This is a genomic window from Pandoraea sp. 64-18, assembly GCF_001899225.1.
GTDB lineage: Bacteria > Pseudomonadota > Gammaproteobacteria > Burkholderiales > Burkholderiaceae > Pandoraea > Pandoraea cepalis.
Map to the genome: position 1 here is coordinate 439,257 of NZ_MKVU01000013.1, position 25,035 is coordinate 464,291.

At 65.4% G+C, this 25,035-nt stretch carries 20 protein-coding genes and 1 pseudogene; 9 read left to right on the forward strand and 12 right to left on the reverse strand.

All coding sequences use genetic code 11. The annotated features are described in order from the left end of the window. Nucleotides 1-106: 106 nt before the first annotated feature. The 10 genes and pseudogenes from BGP02_RS12940 to BGP02_RS12980 form a co-directional block, all read right to left on the reverse strand. On the reverse strand, nt 107-1,102 hold the full coding sequence (locus BGP02_RS12940; protein ID WP_017234793.1) for an NADP-dependent oxidoreductase: 996 nt from the start codon (nt 1,100-1,102) through the stop codon (nt 107-109). A gap of 121 nt (nt 1,103-1,223) precedes the next feature. Further along, nucleotides 1,224-1,664, reverse strand: a complete 441-nt coding sequence (locus BGP02_RS12945) for a PaaI family thioesterase (RefSeq protein ID WP_017234792.1) — start codon at nt 1,662-1,664, stop codon at nt 1,224-1,226. Between the two features lie 113 nt (nt 1,665-1,777). Beyond that, on the reverse strand, nt 1,778-2,383 hold the full coding sequence (gene pncA / locus BGP02_RS12950) for a bifunctional nicotinamidase/pyrazinamidase (RefSeq protein ID WP_261938482.1): 606 nt from the start codon (nt 2,381-2,383) through the stop codon (nt 1,778-1,780). A 61-nt stretch (nt 2,384-2,444) separates the two neighbouring features. Continuing rightward, nucleotides 2,445-4,541, reverse strand: a complete 2,097-nt coding sequence (locus BGP02_RS12955; RefSeq protein WP_261938481.1) for a 3-hydroxyacyl-CoA dehydrogenase NAD-binding domain-containing protein — start codon at nt 4,539-4,541, stop codon at nt 2,445-2,447. Between the two features lie 113 nt (nt 4,542-4,654). After that, nucleotides 4,655-5,377 (reverse strand): ABC transporter ATP-binding protein, encoded by a 723-nt coding sequence (locus tag BGP02_RS12960; protein WP_017234789.1) that lies wholly within the window; start codon nt 5,375-5,377, stop codon nt 4,655-4,657. Next, nucleotides 5,370-5,657, reverse strand: a complete 288-nt coding sequence (locus BGP02_RS22425; protein WP_502688481.1) for an ABC transporter ATP-binding protein C-terminal domain-containing protein — start codon at nt 5,655-5,657, stop codon at nt 5,370-5,372. The genes BGP02_RS12960 and BGP02_RS22425 overlap by 8 nt, the downstream gene beginning before the upstream one ends. Next, nucleotides 5,646-6,089, reverse strand: a pseudogene (locus tag BGP02_RS22430) (ATP-binding cassette domain-containing protein); the annotation flags it as partial. The gene BGP02_RS22425 and the pseudogene BGP02_RS22430, both read right to left, overlap by 12 nt. A 110-nt stretch (nt 6,090-6,199) precedes the next feature. Beyond that, a complete protein-coding gene (locus tag BGP02_RS12970) occupies nt 6,200-7,480 on the reverse strand; it encodes a branched-chain amino acid ABC transporter permease (RefSeq protein WP_150562942.1) in 1,281 nt (426 codons plus the stop codon). Further along, nucleotides 7,480-8,463: a branched-chain amino acid ABC transporter permease gene (locus BGP02_RS12975; protein ID WP_286798657.1), complete on the reverse strand. Its 984-nt coding sequence runs from the start codon at nt 8,461-8,463 to the stop codon at nt 7,480-7,482. Before BGP02_RS12975 ends, BGP02_RS12970 begins: the two co-directional genes overlap by 1 nt. 222 nt (nt 8,464-8,685) lie before the next feature. Next, nucleotides 8,686-10,314: a 3-(methylthio)propionyl-CoA ligase gene (locus BGP02_RS12980; protein WP_286798658.1), complete on the reverse strand. Its 1,629-nt coding sequence runs from the start codon at nt 10,312-10,314 to the stop codon at nt 8,686-8,688. 278 nt (nt 10,315-10,592) lie between these two features. Here BGP02_RS12980 and BGP02_RS12985 point away from each other — a divergent pair, with 278 nt between their 5' ends. The 6 genes from BGP02_RS12985 (at nt 10,593) to BGP02_RS13010 (ending at nt 15,183) form a co-directional block, all read left to right on the forward strand. Next, on the forward strand, nt 10,593-12,110 hold the full coding sequence (locus tag BGP02_RS12985; RefSeq protein ID WP_286798659.1) for a protein adenylyltransferase SelO: 1,518 nt from the start codon (nt 10,593-10,595) through the stop codon (nt 12,108-12,110). 163 nt (nt 12,111-12,273) lie between these two features. Continuing rightward, nucleotides 12,274-12,696, forward strand: a complete 423-nt coding sequence (gene msrB / locus BGP02_RS12990) for a peptide-methionine (R)-S-oxide reductase MsrB (protein WP_017234782.1) — start codon at nt 12,274-12,276, stop codon at nt 12,694-12,696. A 179-nt stretch (nt 12,697-12,875) separates the two neighbouring features. Then, nucleotides 12,876-13,295: a YgiW/YdeI family stress tolerance OB fold protein gene (locus BGP02_RS12995; RefSeq protein WP_017234781.1), complete on the forward strand. Its 420-nt coding sequence runs from the start codon at nt 12,876-12,878 to the stop codon at nt 13,293-13,295. 203 nt (nt 13,296-13,498) lie between these two features. Beyond that, nucleotides 13,499-14,032 carry a septation protein A gene (locus BGP02_RS13000; protein ID WP_017234780.1) on the forward strand — a complete coding sequence of 178 codons (534 nt, stop codon included), beginning with the start codon at nt 13,499-13,501 and terminating at the stop codon, nt 14,030-14,032. A gap of 22 nt (nt 14,033-14,054) precedes the next feature. Then, nucleotides 14,055-14,318, forward strand: coding sequence for a BolA family protein (locus BGP02_RS13005; protein WP_017234779.1), 264 nt, complete (start codon nt 14,055-14,057; stop codon nt 14,316-14,318). Between the two features lie 70 nt (nt 14,319-14,388). Next, nucleotides 14,389-15,183 carry a peptidylprolyl isomerase gene (locus BGP02_RS13010; protein WP_017234778.1) on the forward strand — a complete coding sequence of 265 codons (795 nt, stop codon included), beginning with the start codon at nt 14,389-14,391 and terminating at the stop codon, nt 15,181-15,183. Nucleotides 15,184-15,290: 107 nt separating this feature from the next. Here BGP02_RS13010 and purL read toward each other — a convergent pair whose 3' ends face one another. Beyond that, entirely contained in the window at nt 15,291-19,322 is a 4,032-nt protein-coding gene (purL, locus tag BGP02_RS13015; RefSeq protein ID WP_286798660.1) for a phosphoribosylformylglycinamidine synthase, read from the reverse strand. A 253-nt stretch (nt 19,323-19,575) separates the two neighbouring features. On the opposite strand from purL, the gene BGP02_RS13020 reads away from it, so the two are divergent. The 3 genes from BGP02_RS13020 to pgi all read left to right on the forward strand — a co-directional run bounded on the left by BGP02_RS13020 (nt 19,576) and on the right by pgi (nt 24,664). Further along, nucleotides 19,576-20,850, forward strand: a complete 1,275-nt coding sequence (locus BGP02_RS13020; RefSeq protein WP_150562937.1) for a D-amino acid dehydrogenase — start codon at nt 19,576-19,578, stop codon at nt 20,848-20,850. 295 nt (nt 20,851-21,145) lie between these two features. Next, a complete protein-coding gene (locus BGP02_RS13025; RefSeq protein WP_286798661.1) occupies nt 21,146-22,876 on the forward strand; it encodes an NAD(P)H-hydrate dehydratase in 1,731 nt (576 codons plus the stop codon). A 120-nt stretch (nt 22,877-22,996) separates the two neighbouring features. Then, nucleotides 22,997-24,664, forward strand: coding sequence for a glucose-6-phosphate isomerase (gene pgi / locus BGP02_RS13030; protein ID WP_286798662.1), 1,668 nt, complete (start codon nt 22,997-22,999; stop codon nt 24,662-24,664). Between the two features lie 23 nt (nt 24,665-24,687). On the opposite strand, the gene BGP02_RS13035 is transcribed toward pgi, so the two are convergent. Next, nucleotides 24,688-25,035 (reverse strand): ATP-binding cassette domain-containing protein (locus tag BGP02_RS13035; protein ID WP_286798663.1); only part of this gene is annotated, 348 nt, incomplete at its 5' end.

Below are 25,035 nucleotides of genomic sequence, written 5' to 3' on the forward strand. Positions count from 1 at the left end.
GGTGGAAGCCCGCTATTGTGCCCACTGCACGAGTCCATGAGAAGTACGTAAAGTGCAATACTCCTGAAATTCAGGGATGCTTTCTAAATTCGAGAAAAATCCCGAATCACACGAGCCTCACGATCTGCTTGCCGAAGTTCTCGCCCTTGAGCAGACCGAGGAATGCGGCAGGCGCGTTCTCGATCCCTTGCGCCATCGTTTCGCGATAGCGCAGCTCACCTGCGGCGATGGCGTCGGTGAGCTCCTTCAGTGCCTGTGGCCAGACGTCCAGATGCTCGGTCACGATGAAGCCCTCGAGCCGCACCCGGTTCGTCAACAGCAGCCCCGGGTACTTCAGCGGAATGGGCTCGCCGTTGTAGCCGGAGATCATGCCGCACAGCGCGATACGCGAGTGGGCATTGAGGTTGCGCATGACCGCGTCGAACACGTCGCCGCCGACGTTCTCGAAATAGCCGTCGATGCCATCCGGCGCAGCAGCGCGCAGTGCTTCGTCGAGATGACCCGCCTTGTAATCGACGCACGCATCGAAGCCAAGCGTCTCCACGACGTAGGCGCACTTCTGGGCGCCCCCCGCAATCCCGACCACGCGACAACCGGCGCGCTTCGCCAGTTGACCGACCACGCTGCCCACGGCCCCCGAGGCCGCGCTGACCGCGACCGTCTCTCCGGCCTTCGGCGCGATGATTCGATTCAGGCCATACCAGGCCGTCACGCCCGGCATGCCCGCTGCGCCAAGATAGGCGCTCATCGGAATGCGTGCATCGTCGATACGGCGCAGGTTGCTGCCGTCCGAAATGCCATATTCCTGCCAGCCGAACATGGCGGCAACGGCGTCGCCCGGCTGCCAGTCCGGATGGCGCGACTCGATCACCTCACCCACGGTCGCCCCGATCATGACCGTGTCGAGGGGTTGCGGCGGCGCGTACGACTTGGTGTCGTTCATCCGCCCGCGCATGTACGGGTCGAGGGAAAGATAGAAGTTGCGCACCAGCAACTGCCCTTCGCCGATCTCCGGCAATTCGGGCGCCGCCAGGTGAAAATTGTCAAGCGTGGCTTCGCCCTTCGGGCGTGAAACCAGCAGAATCTGTCGATTAATCGTCATGGCCTTTCCTCCACGTTAGTGAGTCGCCGCGACATCTCGAATGCGCGTTGTCTCGCGGTGACATCATCTCAGTGACATCGTTGATGAGTCGTCTGGCAACGACGCAAAGCATCGACCGCAGTCAGTCGCCGCGCGCTTCGTCCGGACGTCGCTGCTCGCGCACGGCGCGCCCCACCGCGAGTCGACGCAAATACTTGAAGGTGCCCATCGCCTTGGCGACGAGCTTGCCATCGGCGTCGCGCACCTCGCCCTCGCAGTACGCCATCGTTGTCGTGCGGTGCAGCAGGCAACCAAACGCCCGCATCTCACCGGCACCCGGCTGCATGAAGCTCGTCTTCATCTCGATCGTCACGACGCCCGTGCCTTCCGGCGCCACGCTCCGGCAGGCGGTGCTCATTGCAATGTCGAGCAGCGCCATCGTCGCGCCGCCATGCACGACCTCCCAGCTATTGAGATGGTGAGGCGCCAGCGGGAGACGCAGTTCCGACTCGCCTCCTTCAGCGCGCAGCAGTTCGATGCCGAGATGGTCGGTAAACCCAGAACGAATCGATAGCGTACTCATCGGGCACTCCGGCCGCACCGGCCATTACGGTAAAGCTTGTCCATCGTCATTTCATCAGCTTGCGACGCCGCGCATCATGCGCGGCGTCTGGTATTCAATCAGTCGCCTTCGACTCACTCGCGCGACACGCCGGCCGCGCTCAGCGAAGCCCAAGCGTTGGCGAGCGAGCCATTGAGATCGATGGCACGACAGGCGTGCTCGATCACACAGACATCGAAACCCGCCGCCTTCGCGTCGAGCGCGCTCCATGCCACGCAGAAATCCGTCGCCAATCCTACGCAATGCACCCGCCTCACGCCCTTGTCGCGCAGATATCCCGCCAGACCGGTCGGCGTCTTGCGATCCGCCTCCAGAAACGCCGAATAACTATCGACGTGCGCGTGATACCCCTTGCGCACCACCGCCTGCGCATGCGGAATTCGTAGCCCGGCATGCAATGCGGCGCCAGGCGTGTCCTGAACGCAATGCGTCGGCCACAAGACCTGTTCGCCATACGGCAGAACCATCGTCTCGAACGGCCGACGCCCCGCGTGATTCTCGGCAAACGACACATGCCCCGCGGGATGCCAGTCCTGCGTCAACACCACTCGCGCGAACTTGCCCGCCAAGGCGTTGATCGCGGGCACCACGGCGTCGCCCTCGGGAACCGCCAACGCGCCGCCCGGCATGAAATCGTTCTGCACGTCGATCACGAGCAGCACTTCGTCCATCGGTTTCATGGGTTTGCCCCTCATTCGTCGCAGCGACCGCCCCATTCTGGCCCCATCGCGCGCGTCCCGCTTATCCGTTGAAGCGCTTGCCGGCGTCGGCAAGTTCAACAAGCCGCGCGGCAGGCATCCAATCTTCGCCGTGCGCGTCCTGCGCAAACTCGCGCACCCGTGCGAGCACCTTGTCGAGCCCCACCGCATCGGCATAGTGCATCGGCCCGCCACGCCACAACGGGAAGCCGTAGCCGTTCAGATACACCATGTCGATGTCCGACGGGCGTGCCGCCGTGCCGTCGGCCAACACTTTCGCACCTTCGTTCACCAGCGCGTAGACGAGGCGATCCACGATCTCTTCGTCCGAGAAGGGGCGCGGCGCGATACCGTTCGCCTTGCGATAGTCGTCGATCATCTGCCCGACCTTGGCCGATTCACGAGGCGAGCGATCGCCCTCGGCGTAATCGTACCAACCCGCGTGCGTTTTCTGGCCGAAGCGTCCGGCTTCGCATACGACGTCGGCAATCTTGGGATAGACGATGCCGGGATGTTCGGCATGTCGGCGCTTGCGAATGGCCCAGCTAACGTCGTTTCCGGCCAGATCGCTGGTGCGGAACGGCCCCATCGCGAAGCCGAAGCGCTCTATGGCGGCGTCGATCTGCGCGGGCGTCGCGCCCTGCTCGACCATCCACTGAGACTGCTTGAAATACGGCTCGAGCATGCGATTGCCGATAAAGCCGTCGCAGACGCGTGCCACCACGGCAAGCTTCCCAATGCGTTTGGCCAGCTTCATCACCGTTGCCAGCACGTCCTTGCCGGTCTGCGCACCGCGCACGACCTCGAGCAAGCGCATGACGTTCGCCGGGCTGAAGAAGTGCATGCCGACGACGTCCTGCGCCCGCGATGTGGTCGCGGCCAGGGCATCGAGATCGAGCGTCGACGTGTTCGACGCCAGGATTGCCCCCGGCTTGGCCACTTTGTCGAGCTCACGGAAAACGACCTGCTTGATGGCCATCTCCTCGAACACCGCTTCGACAATCAGATCGGCATCGGCCACCGACGCGAAATCGGTACTGCCGTGAATACGTGCCTGCCGCATCTGCGCGTCGTCTGCCGTGAGCTTTCCACGCGTGACTGCACGCGCATAGTTGCCTCGTATCGCTTCGATACCGCGGGCAAGCGCCGCGTCGGTCGTGTCGACCAGCGTCACCGGAATCCCCGCGTTGGCAAAGGTCATGGCGATGCCGCTGCCCATCGTCCCGGCCCCGATGACGGCCACGCGCTCGATGTTGCGCACCGGCGTGTCGTCCGGTACGTCCGCAATCTTGGCGGCCGCGCGCTCGCCGAGAAACGCATGACGCAGCGCCTTCGACTCCGGCGAACTCACCAACGCCACAAAACACTCGCGCTCGAACTTCACACCGTCATCGAACGGGCGTTGAAGCGCCGCCTCGACGGCAGCCACGCATTTTTGCGGCGCGGGGAAATGCGGTTGCTCGCGTTGCACCTTTTCACGTGCGGCATCGATCGCGGCCTGCGCCGAGCCGTCGGCGTCATCGAGCGCCACGTCACGCAATCGCGGCAACGCGCCGCCTTGCGAGGCGATGTTGCCGGCGAAGGCGATGGCGCCCGCAAGCAGGTCGTCGCGGTTGCCTTCGAACATTGTCGAGAAGAGCGTACCGACGAGCGCTTCCGACTTCACCACACGCCCCGTCACCACCATGTCGAGCGCACGCGCCACACCGATGGCACGCGGCAGGCGCTGCGTCCCCCCCGCGCCAGGCAGCAGGCCCAGTTTGACCTCGGGCAGCGCGATCTGCGCGCCGGGCAACCCCACGCGATAGTGGCAGGCGAGCGCCAATTCGAGTCCGCCCCCCATCGCCACCGCATGCACGGCCGCCACAACGGGTTTCGCGCAGGCATCGAGCGCGGCGATCACCTCGACCAGCAGCGGGCTCTGGGTTGCCTTCGGCGTATTGAATTCGCGGATGTCGGCCCCGCCGGAGAATGCCTTGCCACCGCCGATCAGTACTACGGCGCGCACCTGAGCGTCGGCCTGGGCTTTCGCGAGCCCGTCGGCGATGCCGGAGCGCGTGGCGTGTCCCAAGCCATTCACCGGGGGATTGTCCAGCGTGATGACGGCCACGCCGTCACGAACCTCATAAACCGTGCTCATCGTTGTCTCGTTCCTTATATTCTTGGGGGCTATGTGCGGTGACGCGGTGCGTCGTTGGGCGCGCTGCGGGTGGGCAAGCAGCGGCAAGACGATCCGTGGATTCTAGCGCAGCGCTACACCTCGAGCCATTCACGGCGTATCGCGCAAGCCTCCGCCAGCCTATCGGGCGTGCCCTCGAAGACTAGTGCGCCCCGGCCCATCACGGCGACACGCTGCGCGCAGCTGAGCGCGAGCGATAGCTTCTGCTCGATGAGCAGAATGGCGACCCCGGTTGCACGCAAATCGGTCAGAATCCGGCCAATGCGCGCAACCACACGCGGTGCGAGGCCTTCCGTCGGCTCATCGACGATCAGCAGATCGGGCCCGGCCATCATCGCCCGGCACAGGGAAAGCAGTTGCTGCTCGCCGCCGGACAGCGATGCGGCTGGCGCATCGCGTCGCGGTGCCAGCTCTTCGAAGCGCTCGAACGCCTGGGCCAGTGTAAGTGCGCGATGGTTGCCGGACGTTGGCCGCACCGTACGCCCGTTCCCGGCCCGCTGCCCGAGCCATAGATTCTGCGTGACGGTCAGCGGCCCGAACACATCACGCGTTTCCGGCACATAGCCAACGCCCAGCCGCGCAATCTGATGCGGTGCCAGCGACGTCAGCGATCGACCCTGCCAGCGAATCTCCCCCTCGCGCGGCAACTGCCCCATGATCGCGCGCGCCAACGTGGAGCGCCCCGCCCCGTTGCGCCCGAGCACTGCCACGATTTCGCCCGGCGCCACGCGCATCGTCACCCCGTGCAGCACCCGGCTGCCGCCATACCCGGCCCTCACGTCGATCAACTCAAGCATCGCGCGCCTCCCCGGCACGGGCGGTCTCATCGATGGCATCCGCAAATTCCCCGAGATACGCCGTACGCACGTCGGGATGCGCACGAATCCGCTCGGGTGTATCGCACGCGATGATGACCCCGCGCACCAGCACAGCGATCCGGTCGGCCAGCGAGAAGACCACCTGCATGTCGTGCTCGATCATCAACAGCGAGCGCTCCCGGCTGAGGTCGGCGATCAACGCGACCATCCGTGCCGACTCGGACTGGCTCATCCCCGCCGTCGGCTCGTCGAGCAACATGACGCTGCCCGCCGATGCAGCGCACAGCCCGATCTCCAGGACGCGCTGCTCCGCGTAGCTCAGGGCTGCCGCCGGCACGTTGCGTCGCGCCGACAGCCCGAGACGCGTCAACCACAGCTCGCTACGCCGTGTGACGTCGCTCAGCCCCTGCATCCGCCGCCAGAACGTGTAGCGATGACCTTCCGGCCAGAGCCCGGCGCAACGCAAATGATCAATGACGCTCATTTGCCCGAACAACTGCGACGTCTGGAAACTGCGCGACAGGCCAAGCCGGCTGATGACATGGGATGCCCGACCGGTGACATCGCTGGTGTTCATCAGAACACGCCCGTCGTCGGGCCGTGTCCTGCCCGTGATGACGTCGAACAGCGTGCTCTTGCCGGCGCCGTTGGGCCCGATGATGGCAAGCCGCTCGCCGGGCATGAGCGTCAGATCGACGCCGCACAGCACCGACGTGGGCCCGAACGATTTGCGCACGCCTCGCACGCTGAGTGCCGCGCCAGACGGAAGGGTTGGCCTCGCCGCTTGCGTCACCGCTTGCGTCATTGCCGGTCCTCCACCGAGTGTTGGGCGCCCGCCGCCGTGTGGCGCAACCAATGCCCGGCGCGCGCGACGACCACCGCCCCCGCCACGAGCGCCACGGTTGCCAGCGCCCAAGCCCCCGGCCCTGCGTATGCGCCGAAGCCCCCCACCGCCTCCGGCCCGGCGTCGCTCGCAAGGCGCGCGCCGTAAGTCATTTCGACGATGCCGATCAGCCCGCCGGTGCACATCGCCAGACCGACACAGACCACCGCGTAGGGGCGCCACAACGCACGTGCCATGCCGGTGCGCCAGGCGCGCCCGTGTGCCGCGATCAATCCGGCGATGCCGCCCGGCGCGAACAGCACGACGGCGAGGAATCCCAACCCGAGATAGAGCTGCCAGGCGCGCGTCAGTGTTGCCAGCATCACCGTCGCGAACACACCGACGACGGCGCCCAATATCGGCCCCGCGAAGTACATCGTCCCGCCAAGCACCGTGAAGACGAGTACGACGCCGGAGCGCTCAAGACTGAAGGCGTCGGCGCTGACCAGTTCGAAATTCAATGCGCCCAGCGCGCCCGCCACCCCCGCGAAAGCCGCCGCCAGGATCTGCATGCGGTAGCGCACCGCCGATGCCGATGGCCCAAGGAAAGCGACCCGCGCCGCATTGTCGCGCACGGCGCGCGCCAGGAACCCCAGCGGCGTGCGCGTGATGCCGTACATCAAGGCTGCGCAGACGAACACCCAAACGGCAACCAGCCCGTAGACCTCGCGCTGCGTTGCAAACGTCACCCCGAACCACGCCGCACCGAGCGTGCGGTCGGTCGGAATGCCGCGCTCGCCGCCGAACCACTCGGGCAGCATCCCGGCCATGACCCAGACAAGCTCCGCCACGCCCAGTGTAATCATCGCGAACGTCATTCCCGCGCGTCGTGTCGTGACGTAACCGAGCGTAGCGCCCGCCACACCTGCCGCGAGCGCACCGGCGAACGGCACGAGGGCCATCGACACCGGCAGCCCGTGCGCCCCAATACGATTCATGCACCACACGCCCGCATACGCCCCAACACCCGCATACGTCGCATGACAAAAGCTCAACAAGCCGGTCGAACCGAGCAGCAGATTGAACGACAGCGCCAGAATGGCCGCGGTCCCCATCTGCGTCATCAGGGTGAGCGCCCCATCGGAAGGAAAGCACCACGGCGCCAGGCCGAGGATGGCGGCAAAGGCCGACCACGCGCCCAGGTGGCGGCGCCAGGATACAGGCGGCGCCACCGGCGAACGGGCGATCACATTGTCCATTACCCCTCCCGCACGCCGAAAAGCCCGCGCGGACGCCATAACAGCACCGCCACCATCAGCAGATACGGCACCGCTGGCGCGAGCTGCGCCACGGTCAGGTGCGACAGGGGCGCCACGGCTTTCATGACGGCACCCGCAGCACCAGCGGTGCCGTCGGTTCCCCAAGGGCTCTGCGCCAACCACCGTGCGAGGCTCGCATCGCTCGTCACGGCCCATGTCTGGAGCAGGCCGATCAGCAACGACGCCGCAAACGCCCCGCCCAGCGAACCCAGCCCGCCGACCACGACCACGACAAACACCACGCTGCCGACCGTTGCCGCCATGCCCGGCTCGGTCACCAGCACGTTGCCCCCCGCCGCCCCCGCAAGCGCCGCCAGCGCCGCGCCACAGGCGAAAACGCCTGTGTAAAGCGCAGGCACGTCGTAACCGAGGGCCTGGGTCATCGCTGGCTGCGATAGGGCGGCCTGCAGTATCCACCCCGCCCGCGTCGCGCGAAACACGCCCCACACGAGCAGGGCAATGGCGCACGCAAGCCCCATCAGAAACAGCCGGTACGCGGGCACCGCGATGCCCGCCACATGAACGAGCACGCCTTCGAAGACCGTTGGTACGCCGTAATCGACCGGGCCGCGGCCCCATGCGAGTTGGACCAGCTCCACCACGATATACGCGAGGCCGAACGTCGCCAGCAACTCCGCCAACGCACCGCGCGCACGCAATCGCCGCAACACGCCGCGCTCGAACGCAGCCCCGATCAGGCCAACGATCAGCGGCGCGGCGAACAGCGCCGGCCAGAACCCGACCGCTGCCGAGAACGTGTAGGCAAAGTACGCCCCAAGCATGTAGAAGCTGGCATGCGCGAAGTTCAGCACGCCCAGCATGCTGAAAATCAGCGTGAGTCCGCTCGACAGCATGAACAGCAGCAGGCCGTAGCTCACGCCATTCACAAGCACGAGGCCGGCCGTGGCACTCAGCAGATGCACTGCATCTCCTTCGGGAAGACCAATGAACGACGCGGCTGAGACGGCCGCATCCAGAGGAATTTCAGGCTGACATTATAGAGGGGACGGGCGACCACGGCGGTGCGGGATCGCCCGAAAAACGGCGTCAATGCTGGATTTCGGGCGCCATCCGCGTGCCAGGTGAGACGTTTCCGAGCGGGTTCTCGGCCGACGCCCCCCACCCCGGAGACGGCAACACGACGCCTAGGATGCCGCCTGATAATCGCGGAACGCCTCTCGCAATTTGAGCTTGAGCATCTTGCCGGTTGCCGTGTGGGGAATCTCGTCGACGAAGACCACATCGTCAGGGATCCACCATTTCACGACCCGGCCTTGGTAGAACGCCAGCACGTCCTCGCGTGTGAGCGTCGAGCCAGGCTTGCGAACGACCACCAGCAGCGGCCGCTCCTCCCATTTCGGGTGACGAATCGCGATGCAGGCCGCCTCGTGGATCTCGGGATGCGCCATCGCGACGTTTTCCACGTCGATGGAACTGATCCACTCGCCCCCCGACTTGATCACATCCTTGCTGCGATCCGTGATCTGCACGTATCCCTCAGGATCGATCGTGGCCACGTCGCCCGTGGGGAACCAGCCGTCGACCAGCGGCGAGGTGTCCGAGCGGAAGTAACGATCCAGCACCCATGGCCCGCGCGCGTACAGATCGCCAAACGCCTTGCCGTCCCACGGCAGTTCTTTGCCGTCGGGGCCCACGATTTTGAGATCGACGCCGTAGATCGCCGTCCCCTGCTTCTCGAGAATATGCTGCTGCGCCTCGGCCGGCAGGTCGCGATGATGCTTGCGCAGATGGCACAGCGTGCCCAGCGGCGACATCTCACTCATGCCCCACGCATGGATGACGCGCACCCCGTAGTCGGTCTCGAACGTGTGCAACATGGCCGGCGGGCACGCCGAACCCCCGATCACCGTGCGCTCGAGCGTCGAGAAGCGCGCGCCGATCGATTTCACATGCGTGAGCAATCCCAGCCAGACCGTCGGCACGCCGGCGGAAAACGTAACGCCCTCCGCTTCGAAGAGTTCATACAGCGACTTGCCGTCCAAATCCTTGCCGGGGAAAACCAGCTTCGCGCCGACCAACGCGCTCGAATACGGTAGCCCCCATGCATTGACGTGAAACATCGGCACCACGGGCAAAACGGCGTCACGCGCCGACATGGCCATCGCGTCGGGGAGCGCTGCACCGAAGGCATGCAACACCGTCGAGCGATGACTGTAGAGCACCCCTTTCGGGTGGCCCGTCGTGCCCGACGTATAGCAAAGTCCCGAGGCCGTGTTCTCGTCCATCGACGGCCACGGGAAGTCGCCGTCTTCAACGCCGATAAGATCCTCGTAGCACAGTAGCGCCAAACTCGATGTCGGCAGATGCGCGCGATCGGTCATCGCAATCCAGCCCTGCACGCCGGGGCACTGTGGCGCGATAGTCTCGATCAGCCCAATGAAGTTGATGTCGAAGGCCACATACCGATCTTCGGCGTGATTGACGATGTAGGCGATCTGCTCAGGAAACAGGCGCGGGTTCACCGTATGCACCACGCTGCCCATGCCGGAGACGGCGTAATACAGCTCGAGGTGGCGATAGCCGTTCCACGCCAAGGTGCCCACGCGCTCGCCGTCGCCCACGCCCAGCCGGCGCAGCGCCTGCGCGAGCTGGCGGGACCGGTGCTCGACGTCACGCCAGGTATAACGGTGGATGTCGCCTTCGATGCGACGCGACACGATTTCGGTATCGCCGTGATGACGCGCGGCATGGGTGAGCAATGTGGAAATCAGGAGCGGCGCAGCCATCATCTGGCCGAGAAGCGGTGTTGCCATGCGTCGAATCTCCAGAAAAGTCGGGACAGCCTGTATGACGGAGTACGTCGTGGGACGACGGTCGTGATTTCGTGCTTCGCCAGTCGACACGTCTGAAGCACGTCGTTGGGCGCGCTTCACCGAATCGCGCTGAATCATTCTTGACGCGCGCGCGCGCCGGGTCAACGCCGATCGCTTGTGCGCCGCAGCACAGGCGCACGCGCGTGCGCGGCCGCACGCCGGCAGCACGCGACGGACACCTCAAGTAGAATGTTTGTTCACCTTCAGGAACGTCCCCAATGCCGGCTACCGACCGCTCCGCCGCTGTTTCCGCCTCACTCAAGCCCTACGGACCGCTGTCGTTGTCGAACCGTTTTGCCGCACTCGGCCCCGACTTCTACACGCGCCTCGCGCCACAGGCGTTGCCCGCGCCGTACCTGGTCGGCTTTTCCGCCGACGCGGCCCGCCTGCTCGGCTGGTCGCCCGAAGCCGCACGCGATCCCGAGTTCGTGACCACGTTCGCCGGCAATACGCCGCTGCCCGGCGGCGATCCGCTCGCCAGCGTGTATTCGGGCCACCAGTTCGGCGTGTGGGCCGGCCAATTGGGCGACGGCCGGGCACTGCTGCTCGGCGAGTCGGACGGCCCCGGCGGGCGCTGGGAAATCCAGATCAAGGGCGGCGGACTCACGCCCTACTCGCGCAGGGGTGACGGACGCGCCGTGCTGCGTTCGTCGATTCGCGAGTTCCTCGGCTCGGAGGCCATGTTCCATCTCGGCGTGCCGACCACGCGCGCCCTATGCGTGATCGGCTCCGATGCCCCGGTGCGTCGCGAAACCATCGAGACGGCGGCCGTGGTCACGCGTTTGTCGCCCAGCTTCGTCCGATTCGGACACTTCGAACATTTCTGGGCAGGCGATCAGTATGGCGCGCTGCGTCAGCTGGCTGATTTCACGATCGATCATCACTACCCCCATTGCCGCGACGAGGCCAATCCGTACCTCGCTCTGCTCAGTGCCGTGTGCGATGCGACGGCCGAACTGGTCGCGCACTGGCAGGCCGTGGGCTTCTGTCACGGCGTGATGAACACCGACAACATGTCGATCCTCGGTCTGACGATCGATTACGGCCCGTTCGGCTTCCTCGACGGCTTCAACGCGCATCACATCTGCAATCACTCCGACGCGCAGGGACGCTACGCCTATCAGGCACAGCCGAACGTGGCGTACTGGAACCTCTTCTGTCTCGCCCAGGCCCTGTTGCCGCTGTTCGGCGAGGGCGAGGCGGCGATCGAGCAGGCGCAGTCGGTGCTGCCCGCGTTCAAGACCCGGTTCGCCGAGGAGATCGATCTGCGCATGCGTGCGAAGCTCGGATTGCGCGAATCGCATGCCGACGACGAAGCGCTCATCAACCGTCTGTTCAAGCTGATGCACGAGGGACGGGTCGACTTCACGCACCTGTTCCGCACGCTGGCGGGGCTTGAGCTGGAGAACCCGGCCGCCGACACGCCGCTGCGCGACATGTTCATCGATCGTGCCGGCTTCGATGCCTGGGCCGTGGATTACCGCGCGCGACTGCGCCACGAGGCCAGCACCGACGCGAAGCGTGCGGTCGCGATGCGGCTTGTCAATCCGAAGTACATCCTGCGCAATCATCTGGCGGAGATTGCAATCCGGCGTGCGCGCGAAAAGGACTTTTCGGAAGTCGACACGTTGCTCAAGGTGCTCTCGCACCCCTACGACGAACAGCCCGAATTCGAACGCTATGCCGAGCTGCCGCCCGACTGGGCCGGGCAACTCGAGGTCAGTTGCTCGTCTTGATCGACGGCACGGCGCGGCACCGACGGGACGCGGGCGTCAGCGATGCATCAGCGAGGTGTCACGCATTGCAAAACGGCGCGTCGCCCCCATCTGGGCCAGGTCTGACCATAGACGACGCGCGGCGGCAACACCGGGGCCGCCGCCCATCAGGAGACTCTCATTCATGAGCAAAGTGGAAAAAAGCGACGCCGACTGGCGTGCCCAACTCGACGACGTCGAATACCAGGTCACGCGTCATGCTGCCACCGAACGCGCCTTCACCGGCCGTTACTGGGATCATTGGCAAGACGGCACCTACCGCTGCATCTGCTGCGGCGCGCCGTTGTTCGAATCGACGGAGAAGTTCGATGCGGGTTGCGGCTGGCCGAGCTATGCGAAGCCCATTGACAAATCCGGCATCGACGAGGTGATGGATTACAGCCACGGCATGGTGCGCGTGGAGGTGCGGTGCCACAACTGCGACGCCCACCTCGGACATGTGTTCGAAGACGGCCCGCAGCCGACTGGACTGCGCTATTGCATCAACTCGGCGTCGCTCGACTTCGAGGACAAGGACGGCCAGGCCGACAAGCCGGTCGACGACTGACCCGAGAATCCCCTCGGCGTCCCGTCAGCGCGCCGCTTCAACGCGCCCGATCCGTGAATTCGATCAATTTGCAGCGGGCGCCGCGCGCTTTGGGACATCCCTCGCGGGCGGGCGTCCCGGCGTGACGCGCCCGTCTGCTAAGCTGGCGCTCCCTCAATGGAACACAGGAAACGCCGCCGATGACCCGTCCGACAATTCGCTTCGCACCCCTGCTTTTCTCTGCAGCGGCATCGTTCGGCACCTTGAGTGCCGCGCCAGCCATCGCGCAGTACATGGGCCCGGCGGCCAGTGTTGCGACGACCGGCAGCGTGGTCGTGCCATCGGCCATGCCGCATGTCGCGACCGTCGGTCAGGCACTGGCCGCCCCCGACGATGCCATGACCGTCATCGAGGGCTACATCGTCAACCGACTCCGGCATGAGCACTACACGTTCCGCGACGACACGGGCCGGACCATCGTCATCGAACTCGACGACAAATACCTGCCGCCCGGCCACCAGATCAACGACAAGACGCGCGTGCGCATCACCGGCGAAGTCGACCGCCATCACCTTCGCGCCAACGATATCGACGTCAAGCGCATCGACATCCTGCCGTAAGGCACGCGGCCGCCGGCCTCGGGAAGCGATCCCGCGACCCCGCGAACCGGAGGCAAGCCGGGGTGAAGCGGCGGCACAGACGCCGCGACGCGCATTTGGCGATGTACAGCGTCCCACCACGGGCCTTTGAAATATAATGTGGGTTTGCCCCGGCGCCTGTTGCCCGAGGGCGATTTCTCCCGAAGCCCCCGAGTCGAGACTTCATGAAATTCTTTTTCGACCTGTTACCGGTCATCTTGTTTTTCGTCGCCTTCAAGTTTGCCGGCATCTATGTCGCCACCGGCATCGCGATCGCGACGACGATTGCGCAAGTCATCTGGATGTGGCTGCGTCACCGCAAGGTCGAGCCCATGCAGTGGGTGAGTCTGGCGATCATCGTGGTGTTCGGCGGCGCGACCATGTTGCTGCACGACGAGACCTTCATCAAGTGGAAGCCCACGGCGCTTTACTGGCTCTTCTCGATCACCCTGTTCGTCGCCGAACTCATCTTCGACAAGAATCTGATTCGCGCCATGATGGAAAAGCAGATGGCATTGCCCGACCCCCTGTGGCGGGCGGTGAATTTCAGCTGGGCGCTGTTCTTCCTCGCAATGGGCGCGCTGAATCTGGTCATCGCCTACCATTACTCGACCGATACATGGGTCAACTTCAAGCTCTTCGGCGGCATGGGCCTGATGGTCGTGTTCATCGTCGTGCAGAGCCTGTGGCTCTCGAAGTACATCAAGCAGGACGAATAACGTCCGTCAGGAAGTCACAGCCATGACCATGGAACAGCAAATCGAAGCGCGCCTCACCGCGGCGCTCGCCCCCCTGGAATTCGCCCTTGAGAACGACAGCGCCCGTCACGCCGGTCATGCCGGCGCGACGTCGGGCGGGCATTACAACGTCAGAATCGTGTCTGCAGCGTTTGCCGGACGTAACCGCGTGGCGCGGCACCGCCTGGTGTATGATGCGCTAGCCGATTTGATGCAAAACGGCATTCACGCCCTCGCCATCGTTGCGCTCGCCCCCGGCGAAGCGTAACTCGCATGCGACCATGCGACGTATCCCCCGTCGATTAACCTTGCCTTCGTCATTCGTTAGGAAAAACAGCATGGCATTGAAACTCGCCCGCACGGCACTGGCGCTCGGCGCCGCCGTGTCGCTGACCGCCGTCTCCCTCCCCGCTCTCGCTCAGAACGTCGCCGTCGTGAATGGCACGCCGGTGCCCGTGTCTCGTGCCGACGCCATGGTGCGTGAAATGGTCCGACAGGGTCAGCCGAACTCGCCGCAACTGCAACAGCAAGTGCGCGAAGAGCTGGTCAAGCGCGAGATCCTCGCGCAAGCGGCCGTCAGCAGCGGACTGGCTGCCAAGCCGGACGTCAAGGCGCAGCTCAAGCTGGCCGAGCAAGGCGTGCTGATTCGCGCCCTGATCGCTGACTTCCAGAAGACCTCGCCGGTCACCGACGCCGAGGTTCAGGCGCGTTATGACCAGCTCAAGAAGCAGTTCGGCGACAAGGAATATCACGCCCGTCACATTCTGGTGCCGAGCGAAGACACCGCCAAGGACATCATCGCGAAGCTCAAGGGCGGCGCGAAGTTCGCCGACCTCGCCAAGCAGTACTCGAAGGACCCCGGTTCGGCACAGAACGGCGGCGATCTCGACTGGTCACCGGCCAACGCCTACGTGCCCGAGTTCTCCGACGCCCTGCAAAAACTGCAAAAGGGTCAGTACTCGCAGACGCCGGTCAAAACGCAGTTCGGTTATCACGTGATCGAACTGGACGACGTTCGCGACGCGCAGATCCCGGCGCTCAACGATGTCAAGCCGCAGCTCGTGCAGCAAATGCAGGAAGAGAAGCTGCAAGGCTTCATCGACGGCCTCGAGAAGAAGGCCAAGATCCAGTAAGCGTTACCGGCTATCGGTTCGGCTTTGAAACGAAAATCCCGCCTTCCGGCGGGATTTTCGTTTCCAGCGTGGTATTCCACACGCGCTGACGTGCAGAATATCGTCGCTTAAGCCACCCAGCGGCGCGCGTTGCGGAACATGCGCATCCACGGGCTGTCCTCGCCCCACTGCTCGGGCGCCCAGCTCATCTGCACCGTGCGGAACACGCGCTCCGGGTGCGGCATCATCACCGTGAAGCGCCCGTCGCCCGTGGTCACCGCCGTCAGGCCGCGCGGCGAACCGTTCGGGTTGAACGGATACTGCTCGGTCGGCTGTCCCCGATGGTCGACGAAACGCACGGCGGCAATCGCCTCATCGATGTTTCCTTGCTGACCGAAGTTGGCATAGCCCTCGCCGTGCGCGATCACGATCGGCAGTTGCGAGCCGGCCATGTCCTTGAAGAACAGCGACGGCGAATCCAGCACTTCCACCTGCGTAAGCCGCGCCTCGTACTTCGACTGGTTGTACGTGAACTTCGGCCAGGCCGCCGCCCCCGGGATCAGGTTCGACAGGTTGCTCATCATCTGGCAACCATTGCACACGCCCAGTGCGAACGTGTCGGCACGGTTGAAAAAGCCGGCGAACTGTTCGGCCAGCGCCGGATTGAACAGAATCGTCTTGGCCCAACCCTCGCCCGCCCCGAGCGTATCGCCGTACGAGAATCCACCGCAGGCGATGAAGCCCTTGAACGCTTCGAGCGAGTGACGGCCGGCGAGCAAATCGCTCATGTGCACGTCGTAGGTATCGAAGCCGGCCTTGTCCAGCACGTAGGCCATTTCCAGATGCGAATTCACGCCCTGCTCGCGCAGGATGGCCATCATCGGACGCACGCCCGTCGCGATGAACGGGGCCGCGACGTCTTCGCTGGCATCGAACGTGAGCTTCGGCGAGAGACCGGGGTCGCTCGTGTCGTTGAGGGTTTCGTATTCCGCATCGGCCGCGGCCGGGTTATCGCGCAGACGCGCGATGCGCCAGCTCACTTCCGACCACTCGCGTTGCAGCGCCGCGCGCGGCGCGCCAAACACCTTCTTTGCATCGCGATAGATTTCGATGACGTCATTCGTGTTCGGCTTACCGATCACGTGCGAGCAGGCGGACAATCCGGCTTCACGCAGCATTTGCAACACCGCATCGCGCTCCGAGGCGCGCACCTGGATCACCCCGCCAAGTTCTTCCGAGAAAAGCGCGCGCAGCGTCTTGTCTTCGCGACGGCCCACCGTCTGCTTGGCCCAATCCTTGGCATCGCCGTAATCGGATTCGAAGCCGTCGTCGAGCGTGAGCATGTCGACATTGAGCGAGACGCCAACGTGGCCCGCAAACGCCATTTCCGCCACGGTCGCGAAGAGGCCGCCGTCCGAACGATCGTGATACGCCAGGAGCTTGCCGTCGCGGTTCAGTGTCTGGATGGCGTCGAAGAAGCGTTGGAGATCGGCCGGATCGTCCAGGTCCGGCACGACGTCACCGATCTGCTGTGTGACCTGCGCGAGGATACTGCCGCCCAGACGGTTCTTGTTGCGACCCAAATCAATGGCGATCAGCACCGTCTCGCCCACTTGCGCGACCGAGCGCAGTTGCGGCGTGAGATGACCGCGCACATCCTCGATCGGTGCGAAGGCCGAGACGATCAGCGACACCGGCGCGACCACGTCCTTGCTGCGGCCGGCGTCTTCCCACTTGGTGCGCATCGACAGCGAATCCTTGCCGACGGGAATCGACAGGCCCAGCGCCGGGCACAGTTCCATGCCGACCGCCTTGACCGTATCGAACAACGCAGCGTCTTCCCCTTCGGTGCCGCACGCGGCCATCCAGTTGGCCGACAGCTTGATCTGGTCGAGCGACGCAATCGGCGCCGCCGCAATGTTGGTGATGGCTTCGCCAACCGCCATGCGACCGGACGCCGGCGCGTCGATCACGGCCAGCGGCGTGCGCTCGCCCATCGTCATGGCTTCGCCACGATAGCCCGTGTAGTCCATCAGCGAAATGGCGCAATCGGCCACCGGCACCTGCCACGGGCCGACCATCTGGTCGCGGGCCGTCAAGCCGCCCACGGTACGGTCGCCAATCGTGATGAGGAACGACTTGCTGGCCACCGTCGGGTGACGCAGTACGGCACGTGCCACGTCGTCGAGCGACAGGCCCGTCACGTCCACCGGCGGGAGCGTCGTCGCCACACGCGTGACGTCGCGATGCATGCGCGGCGGTTTGCCGAGCAGCACGTCCATCGGCATGTCGACCGGGTCCGGCGACTCCGGATGCATCGCATCGACCAGCTTCAGTTGACGCTCATCGGTGGCGATACCGACCACCGCCACCGGGCAACGCTCGCGTTGGCAGATCGCCTGGAAGGCCGGGAAGCTGTCCGGCGCGATCGCCAGGACATAACGCTCCTGCGCTTCGTTACTCCAGATTTCCGCCGGGGACATGCCCGACTCTTCGAGCTGCACCTGACGCAGATCGAAGCGCGCGCCCTTGTCGGCGCCGTCGACCAGTTCCGGGAACGCATTCGACAGACCGCCCGCGCCCACGTCGTGAATCGACAGGATCGGGTTGGCTTCCCCCTGACGCCAGCACGCATTGATCACTTCCTGCGCGCGACGCTCGATTTCCGGATTGCCGCGCTGCACCGAGTCGAAGTCGAGCTCGGCCGTGTTCGTGCCGGTGGCCATCGAGCTGGCGGCACCGCCGCCCATGCCGATACGCATGCCCGGGCCGCCGATCTGAATGAGCAGCGTTCCGGCCGGCAGATTGTGTTTGTGGGTGTGCTGCGCGGCGATGTTGCCCATGCCGCCCGCGATCATGATCGGCTTGTGATAGCCGCGCACGCGGCCGGCCACGTTCTGCTCGTACGTACGGAAATAGCCGCCGAGAATCGGACGGCCGAATTCGTTGTTGAACGCGGCGCCGCCCAGCGGGCCGTCGACCATAATTTGCAACGGCGACGCAATGCGGTCCGGGCGGCCATAGTCGGCGCCCGTATCGCCGGGATTGCGCAGCGACGGCGGCACCGCCACGTCGAGATCGTTCTCCCACGATTCGCGCGCGTCCGGCAGCGCCAGATTCGACACGGTGAAGCCGGTCAGACCCGACTTCGGCGTGGAGCCGCGGCCGGTCGCGCCCTCGTCGCGGATCTCGCCGCCCGCCCCCGTCGACGCCCCCGGAAACGGCGAAATGGCCGTCGGGTGGTTGTGCGTCTCCACCTTCATCAGCGTGTGCGTGAGTTCAACGCTGCGGCCATACTGGCCGTCGGCGCCACGCGGATACCAGCGCTCGACTTCGGCGCCTTCCATCACCGAAGCATTGTCCGAATAGGCCACCACCGTCCCCTGCGGGTGCAGTTGGTGCGTGTTCTTGATCATCTGGAACAGCGACTTGTCCTGCGCCTGACCGTCGATGGTCCATTGCGCATTGAAGATCTTGTGACGGCAATGCTCGCTGTTGGCCTGCGCGAACATCATCAGTTCCACATCGGTCGGATTGCGCTTCAGGCTCGTGAAGGCGTCGACCAGATAATCGATTTCGTCGTCGGCCAGCGCGAGACCCAGATCCCGGTTGGCGGCTTCGAGGGCGCTGCGGCCCACGCCGATGACGTCGATCGTCTGCAGCGGCTTGGCCGGCAACTCGACGAAGAGCGCCTCGGCGTCGTGGCGCGTGGCCACGACCGTCTCGGTCATGCGGTCGTGCAGCACGCCGGCCACGCGCGCCAGGACATCGGCCGCCAGCGACTTCTTGCCGCCAAGAAGGCCCGACTTCACACCGATCGTGTATTCGACCGCGCGCTCGATACGGCGCACGTGATCGATGCCGCAGTTGCGGGCGATATCCGTCGCCTTGCTCGCCCAGGGGGAAATCGTGCCCAGACGCGGGATCACGAGCACCTGGTCGCCCACCGGCTCTTCACGCACCGGCTCACCATAGGTGAGCAGACCGGCGACGCGGGCCACGTCTTCGCTCGACAGCGGTTCGGCGCTGGCCACGAGATGCACGTAGCGGGCGTCGACACGCACGATCGAACTGTCGATGGCTTGCAGGGTCTGCAGAAGACGTTGCTGGCGGAATTCGGAGAGCGCCAAGGCGCCGGCGAAGCAGGCAATGTGAGTCATGGAAGGACGGAAGGCGAGGCGTTCAAAACGCGGGGGAACGACAAAGCGAGATTATACCCTGCTTACCCCGGGTTATACCCGAGTGCGCCACACGCATTATGGGGAGCCTCTCGCCCTGCGAGGGCGTCTCTCTGGTAACCTATGCGCCCCGTCATCTACACGGGCCGCGAAACCGGCATTCGGGTGCGGCACGGCATAAAACGACACTAACAAGCGAACGTACGGGCGTTCGCCACACACCAGACGGTTGGGAATGAAGGTCATCGTTATCGGCGGCGGGGTCATTGGTACGTGCACCGCCTACTATCTGGCCGCCGCGGGGCATACGGTCACGCTAGTCGAGCGCAACAGCACGGTGGCGCAAGAGAGCAGCTTCGGCAACGCCGGCGTCATCGCGCCCGGCTACGTCACGCCATGGGCAGCGCCGGGCATGCCGCGCAAGCTGCTCGGCCATCTGTTCAGCTCGGCCAGCCCGCTTATCTTCCGGCCGGGCCTGTCGGCCGGCACTTGGCGCTGGGCCGCCCGTTGGCTGCGTGAATGCAAACTCGAACGCTACCGCGCCAACCGCGAGCGGATGCAGCGTCTCGCGTTCTATAGCCAGCGCTGCCTGCATGCACTGCGCGAGACCCATGTCTTCGAGTACGAGCACACGCAAGGCTATCTGCAACTGTTCCGCACCGAACGCGACGTCAAAATGAACGAACCGGCGCGCGCCATGCTCGCCGAGAACGAAGTGCCGCACCGCTTGCTCACGGCCGACGAGTGCCGCAAGCTCGAACCAGCGATTTCGACCGACGCCCAACTGGCGGGTGGCCTGCACCTGCCGCGTGACGAGACCGGCAACTGCCCGCTCTTTACCAAGCGCCTCGCCCAGATCGCCCGCGAGATGGGCGTCACGCTCGCGACCGAGACGACGGTGCTGTCGGTGCGTCCGAACGTGGGGCGATCGGGGGTCACCGTCGAGACGGCCAGCACCGCGCAGCTTGCGCAGCGCACGGCACTCGACGCCGATGCCGTCGTGATCGCGGCCGGCGTGGCCAGCACGGCGCTGCTGCGTCCGCTGGGCATTGACCTGCCGCTCTGGCCGATCAAAGGGTATTCGATCACGGTGCCGGTCAAGACCGAACTGTTCAGCCCTCGCATCGCCGTCATGGACGAGTCGTACAAGACCGCCATCACCCCGCAAGGCAACCGTCTGCGCATTGCAGGCACGGCCGAACTGGGCGATTCCGAACTCGTGCTGCGCGAGCGCGCCATCGCCACGCTCTACAAAGTGGCGACGGACTGGTTCCCGGGTGCAGGCAAGTACCGGGAGGCGCGCGCCTGGGTCGGCGCACGTCCGATGCTCCCCGACGGCCCGCCCGTGCTCGGCGCGACGCCGCTGCCCGGCATCTTCCTGAACGTCGGCCACGGTTCGACCGGCTGGGCGATGGCCTGCGGTTCCGGTCGCGTGCTCGCCGACGTCATCTCCGGACAAACGCCGGAAATCGATCTGAACGGTCTGACACTCGCTCGTTACGCGCACTGATATACGCATGCTGGCGTGCGAGGATGCCTGCGGGCCACCCCATGACGAGGGCTGGCCCGGCCCGACGCTCGTAAGCGCGTTCACAGGCCGGCATCGTCGGTAGCCAGCCCCGGTCCGGCAGGGCCTTGTCGTAAACCACCGACACCGCGTCCAGATTCACACCGGCAGGCAGAATGTTGCGTTGAGGGCATAATCTCCGAATGGCCCGCAGAACACACCGCGCCCAAGCCGTCGATGCCGGCATGCGACGATGTGCAGCGTTCGCCGCCCCTCGATACCGGGAGCCTTGTCTGTCATGTCCGATTCATTGCGCGCCGACGCCCCTGCTGCCGCTGCTGCTGACGCCCCTGCCGCTGCCAGCGCCACTGTCGGCGTGGATCCCCTGACACGATCCATCGGGTCGCCACACGATTGTGCGACGTCATCCACTGCCGCATGCGCGCGCGATACCCTCGACTTATGGCTTCCCGACACGCTGCGCGAGGTCGAGCGAGCCGCTGCCGCCCAACTCCCTGCCCATACGCTCATGGCCCGCGCCGGGGCCGCCGTCGCCGAGTGGCTCATCGGTCGATTGCCCGCGCTCGCGAGCGCGGGACGTCAACCCGTGTTGTTGCTCGCAGGGCCCGGCAACAACGGGGGCGACGCTTACGTTGCGGCGCGCGAATTGCATCGGCGCGGGGTGCGTGTCGATGTGTGGCAACTTGGGGCGCCGTCAACCGACGACGCCCGCTGGGCGCACGCCCACGCCCTCTCCGCCGGCGTACCCATCCAGCCTGCCCCGGCCCTCTGGCCTCAACCCTCCTCGGGCTACGCCTGGATTGTCGACGGCCTCTTCGGCATCGGCCTGACGCGCCCTCTCGACGGCCCCGCCGCGGCGCTCGTTGCGCACATCGTCGAGGCCCACGCACAGGGCACACCGGTGCTCGCCATCGACATTCCCAGCGGACTGGCGGCGGCCACCGGCGTCGTCGACGGACCGGTCATACACGCCGACGTTACGATGGCAATGCTGGGCGCCAGCCCCGGGCTGCTCACCGGGATGGGGCGCGACGTTGCCGGGGACGTGCTCATTGCCACCCTGGGAACGGACGAGGTGCTGGCCGCGGTGCGGTCCGGACGCCCCGACGGCCAAGCCATCGCGACGAGCGCGCCGGCCGCGTTCGGTGCGCATTTGCCGCAGCGTCATCATGCATCGCACAAGGGAAGCTATGGATCGCTGGCGGTGCTGGGCGGCCATGAAGGCATGATCGGTGCGCCGCTGCTTTGCGCGCGTGCCGGATTGATGACGGGCGCGGGACGTGTCTATGTGGGCTTCGTCGCGCACGATGCACCCGCCTGGGATCCGCAGCATCCCGAACTGATGCTGCGTCATGCGGAAAACCTTGACCTCGCGACGATGCAGGCCGTCTCCGTCGGCCCCGGGCTCGGGACCTCCGCCGCATCGGCCGCGTGCCTGTCGCGCGCGCTCGCCCTGGACGACACGCCCCTGGTCATCGATGCCGACGCCCTCAATCTGCTGGCCGCCGAGCCCGCGCTCGCCGAGCGCGTGCGCCGTCGCGCCGGTCCCACCGTCCTGACACCGCATCCGCTCGAAGCGGCGCGCCTGGCGGGGGGCGACGTCGCGCGCGTTCAATCGGATCGGCTGGCTTGCGCACGGGCGCTCGCCCAACGCTTCGACGCAACGATTGTGCTCAAGGGCTCAGGCAGCGTCATCGACGACGGAACGCACGCCTGGATCAATACGACGGGCAATGCCGGGCTGGCGACGGCGGGCACGGGCGACGTACTCACGGGCGCGATCGGTGCGCTGCTCGCGCAGGGTATGCCAGCGCCGCAAGCCGCACTGGCCGCGGTCTGGCTGCACGGCCGGGCTGCGGAACGGTGCGCCGCCGCAGGGGCCGGTCCCGCTGGACTGACCGCAAGTGAACTTTTGCCCGCCATGCGCGCCGAACTGGCTGACTTGCTGAACGAGGCGGGGTGCGCCAAGCGAAGCACGCAAACGCGCCGCACGGCGCCGGCCGGCTAGCCCTGACATCTCGCTTCACGAGGATGCAGGACCGCCAGATGGTCGTCCACCGTCGCGTTTCTACGTGATTTCGCGACGACTCCCGTTATACTCCGCTTTATCGAAATGTCCTTATCGCACATGCCGTACAAGCCATCCGCGCCTTCCACTCGTCTGGATCAACTCCCTGCCTGGCGTACCCTGCTCACGCACCGCGACGACATTGCCGCGCAGCACATGCGCGACTGGTTCGCGAGCACCGGCGCCCACGCACGCGTCGAACAATTCTCATTGCGTGCGGCCGGTCTGTATCTCGATTACTCGAGGAACCGCATTACCGGCACAACACGCACGCTGCTCGCACAACTCGCGCGCGAGTGCGGCCTGCCGGCCAAGCGCGATGCGATGTGGGCCGGCGACGCCGTCAACATCACGGAAAACCGCGCGGCGTTGCACGTTGCGCTGCGCGCACCGCAGGACATGGCCTTTCGCGACGCGGCCGGCGACGTCAGCCGCGGGGTGCGCGAGACCCTTTCGCGCATGCGTGCTTTCAGCGAAAGCGTGCGCGACGGGCGCTGGGTCGGTGCGACGGGCAAGCCCATTCGACATCTCATCAATGTCGGGATCGGCGGATCGGACCTGGGTCCGCGCATGGTGTGCGACGCGCTAGCCGTCTACGGGCGGCGAGATCTGAGCGCGCACTTCATCGCCAACATCGATCCCACCGAACTGGCACGCACGCTGCCCTCGCTCGACCCCGAAACCACGCTCGTCGTGGTGTGCTCGAAGACCTTCACCACGCTCGAAACCATGACCAACGCGCGCACGATTCGCGCCTGGTTTGTCGCGCATGGCATTCCTGAGGGCGAACTCGGCAAGCACTTCGTGGCGGTGTCGACGAATGCCGAGGAAGCGATGCGCTTCGGCATTCACCGCGAGAACGTGTTCGAGTTTGGCGAGTGGGTCGGCGGGCGGTATTCGCTGTGGTCGTCGATCGGGCTCATCATCATGCTCTATCTCGGCCCGCAGCATTTCGACGCGTTGCTCGCCGGTGCGCATGCCATGGACGAACACTTTCGCAGTGCGCCACTCGAGTCCAACATGCCGGTGCTGCTTGGCCTGCTCGGCATCTGGTACCGGAATTTCTTCGACGCCCAGACGATTTCCATCGCGCCGTATACCGACGCATTGCAGAAACTGCCGCCGTATCTGCAGCAGTTGGACATGGAGAGCAATGGCAAGTCGGTGCAGCTCGACGGGACGCCTGTCTCGTGGCAAACCGCGCCGATCCTATGGGGCGAGCCAGGCACGAACGGTCAGCATGCCTACTTTCAGATGTTGCACCAGGGCACCACGCTGGTGCCGGTGGACTTCATCGCCGTCCTGAATCCGCAATACGATGCGCCCGCCTATCTCGATCATCACCGCAAGCTGCTCGCCAATTGCTTCGCGCAAAGCGAAGCGTTGCTGCAAGGCGGCTCGATGGCCACGGCGGAACAAGCTGGAGGACCGCTGGGCGCACAACGCCGCTTCGACGGCAATCGTCCGAGCAACACGCTCGTGATCGATCAATTGTCGCCCGAGCGCCTGGGTGCGCTGATCGCGCTCTATGAGCACAAGGTGTTCGTGCAGGCCGCCATCTGGAACATCAATCCGTTCGACCAGTGGGGGGTTGAACTGGGCAAGACGCTGAGCCGCGCCATCGAGCCCGAACTCGCCGATCCGGACTTGCTCACGCCCGACGCGCACGACGCCTCGACCACGTCGTTGATTCGCCTTGCAGGCGACGCCCTGAAACGCAAGCACTGAAACGCGCGATCGCCGCGGCAACATCACTGCGGCGTTTTCGACCCTGCGTCTCGTGCGTCCGACGGGCCATCGATCCTTCGTCCGCCGGCGAGTTGCACTGTCGTGTCGCAACGCTGCGCGATCGCCTGATCATGTGTCACGAGCACCAGCGTTGCGCCACGCGCCTTGTTGAGCGAGAACATCAGGTCGATCACGCGCTCCCCCGTCGCCGTGTCCAGACTGCCCGTCGGTTCGTCGGCAAACAGTATGGCGGGTTCGGTGACGAAAGCACGCGCCAGCGCCACGCGCTGCTGTTCGCCGCCGGAGTGGACCGGCCAGCCTTTCGTAGACATCTTCGAGCCATAATTTATGGCAACCGAGGAGGTCAGTAT

Bases quoted from the DNA above. Each gene is read 5' to 3' on its own strand.
- BGP02_RS12940 (WP_017234793.1), bottom strand. From the start codon at position 1,102: ATGACGATTAATCGACAGATTCTGCTGGTTTCACGCCCGAAGGGCGAA.
- BGP02_RS12945 (WP_017234792.1), bottom strand. From the start codon at position 1,664: ATGAGTACGCTATCGATTCGTTCTGGGTTTACCGACCATCTCGGCATC.
- pncA (WP_261938482.1), bottom strand. From the start codon at position 2,383: ATGAAACCGATGGACGAAGTGCTGCTCGTGATCGACGTGCAGAACGAT.
- BGP02_RS12955 (WP_261938481.1), bottom strand. From the start codon at position 4,541: ATGAGCACGGTTTATGAGGTTCGTGACGGCGTGGCCGTCATCACGCTG.
- BGP02_RS12960 (WP_017234789.1), bottom strand. From the start codon at position 5,377: ATGCTTGAGTTGATCGACGTGAGGGCCGGGTATGGCGGCAGCCGGGTG.
- BGP02_RS22425 (WP_502688481.1), bottom strand. From the start codon at position 5,657: ATGTTGCTCGACGAGCCGACGGCGGGGATGAGCCAGTCCGAGTCGGCA.
- BGP02_RS12970 (WP_150562942.1), bottom strand. From the start codon at position 7,480: ATGGACAATGTGATCGCCCGTTCGCCGGTGGCGCCGCCTGTATCCTGG.
- BGP02_RS12980 (WP_286798658.1), bottom strand. From the start codon at position 10,314: ATGGCAACACCGCTTCTCGGCCAGATGATGGCTGCGCCGCTCCTGATT.
- BGP02_RS12985 (WP_286798659.1), top strand. From the start codon at position 10,593: ATGCCGGCTACCGACCGCTCCGCCGCTGTTTCCGCCTCACTCAAGCCC.
- msrB (WP_017234782.1), top strand. From the start codon at position 12,274: ATGAGCAAAGTGGAAAAAAGCGACGCCGACTGGCGTGCCCAACTCGAC.
- BGP02_RS12995 (WP_017234781.1), top strand. From the start codon at position 12,876: ATGACCCGTCCGACAATTCGCTTCGCACCCCTGCTTTTCTCTGCAGCG.
- BGP02_RS13000 (WP_017234780.1), top strand. From the start codon at position 13,499: ATGAAATTCTTTTTCGACCTGTTACCGGTCATCTTGTTTTTCGTCGCC.
- BGP02_RS13005 (WP_017234779.1), top strand. From the start codon at position 14,055: ATGACCATGGAACAGCAAATCGAAGCGCGCCTCACCGCGGCGCTCGCC.
- BGP02_RS13010 (WP_017234778.1), top strand. From the start codon at position 14,389: ATGGCATTGAAACTCGCCCGCACGGCACTGGCGCTCGGCGCCGCCGTG.
- purL (WP_286798660.1), bottom strand. From the start codon at position 19,322: ATGACTCACATTGCCTGCTTCGCCGGCGCCTTGGCGCTCTCCGAATTC.
- BGP02_RS13020 (WP_150562937.1), top strand. From the start codon at position 19,576: ATGAAGGTCATCGTTATCGGCGGCGGGGTCATTGGTACGTGCACCGCC.
- BGP02_RS13025 (WP_286798661.1), top strand. From the start codon at position 21,146: ATGTCCGATTCATTGCGCGCCGACGCCCCTGCTGCCGCTGCTGCTGAC.
- pgi (WP_286798662.1), top strand. From the start codon at position 22,997: ATGCCGTACAAGCCATCCGCGCCTTCCACTCGTCTGGATCAACTCCCT.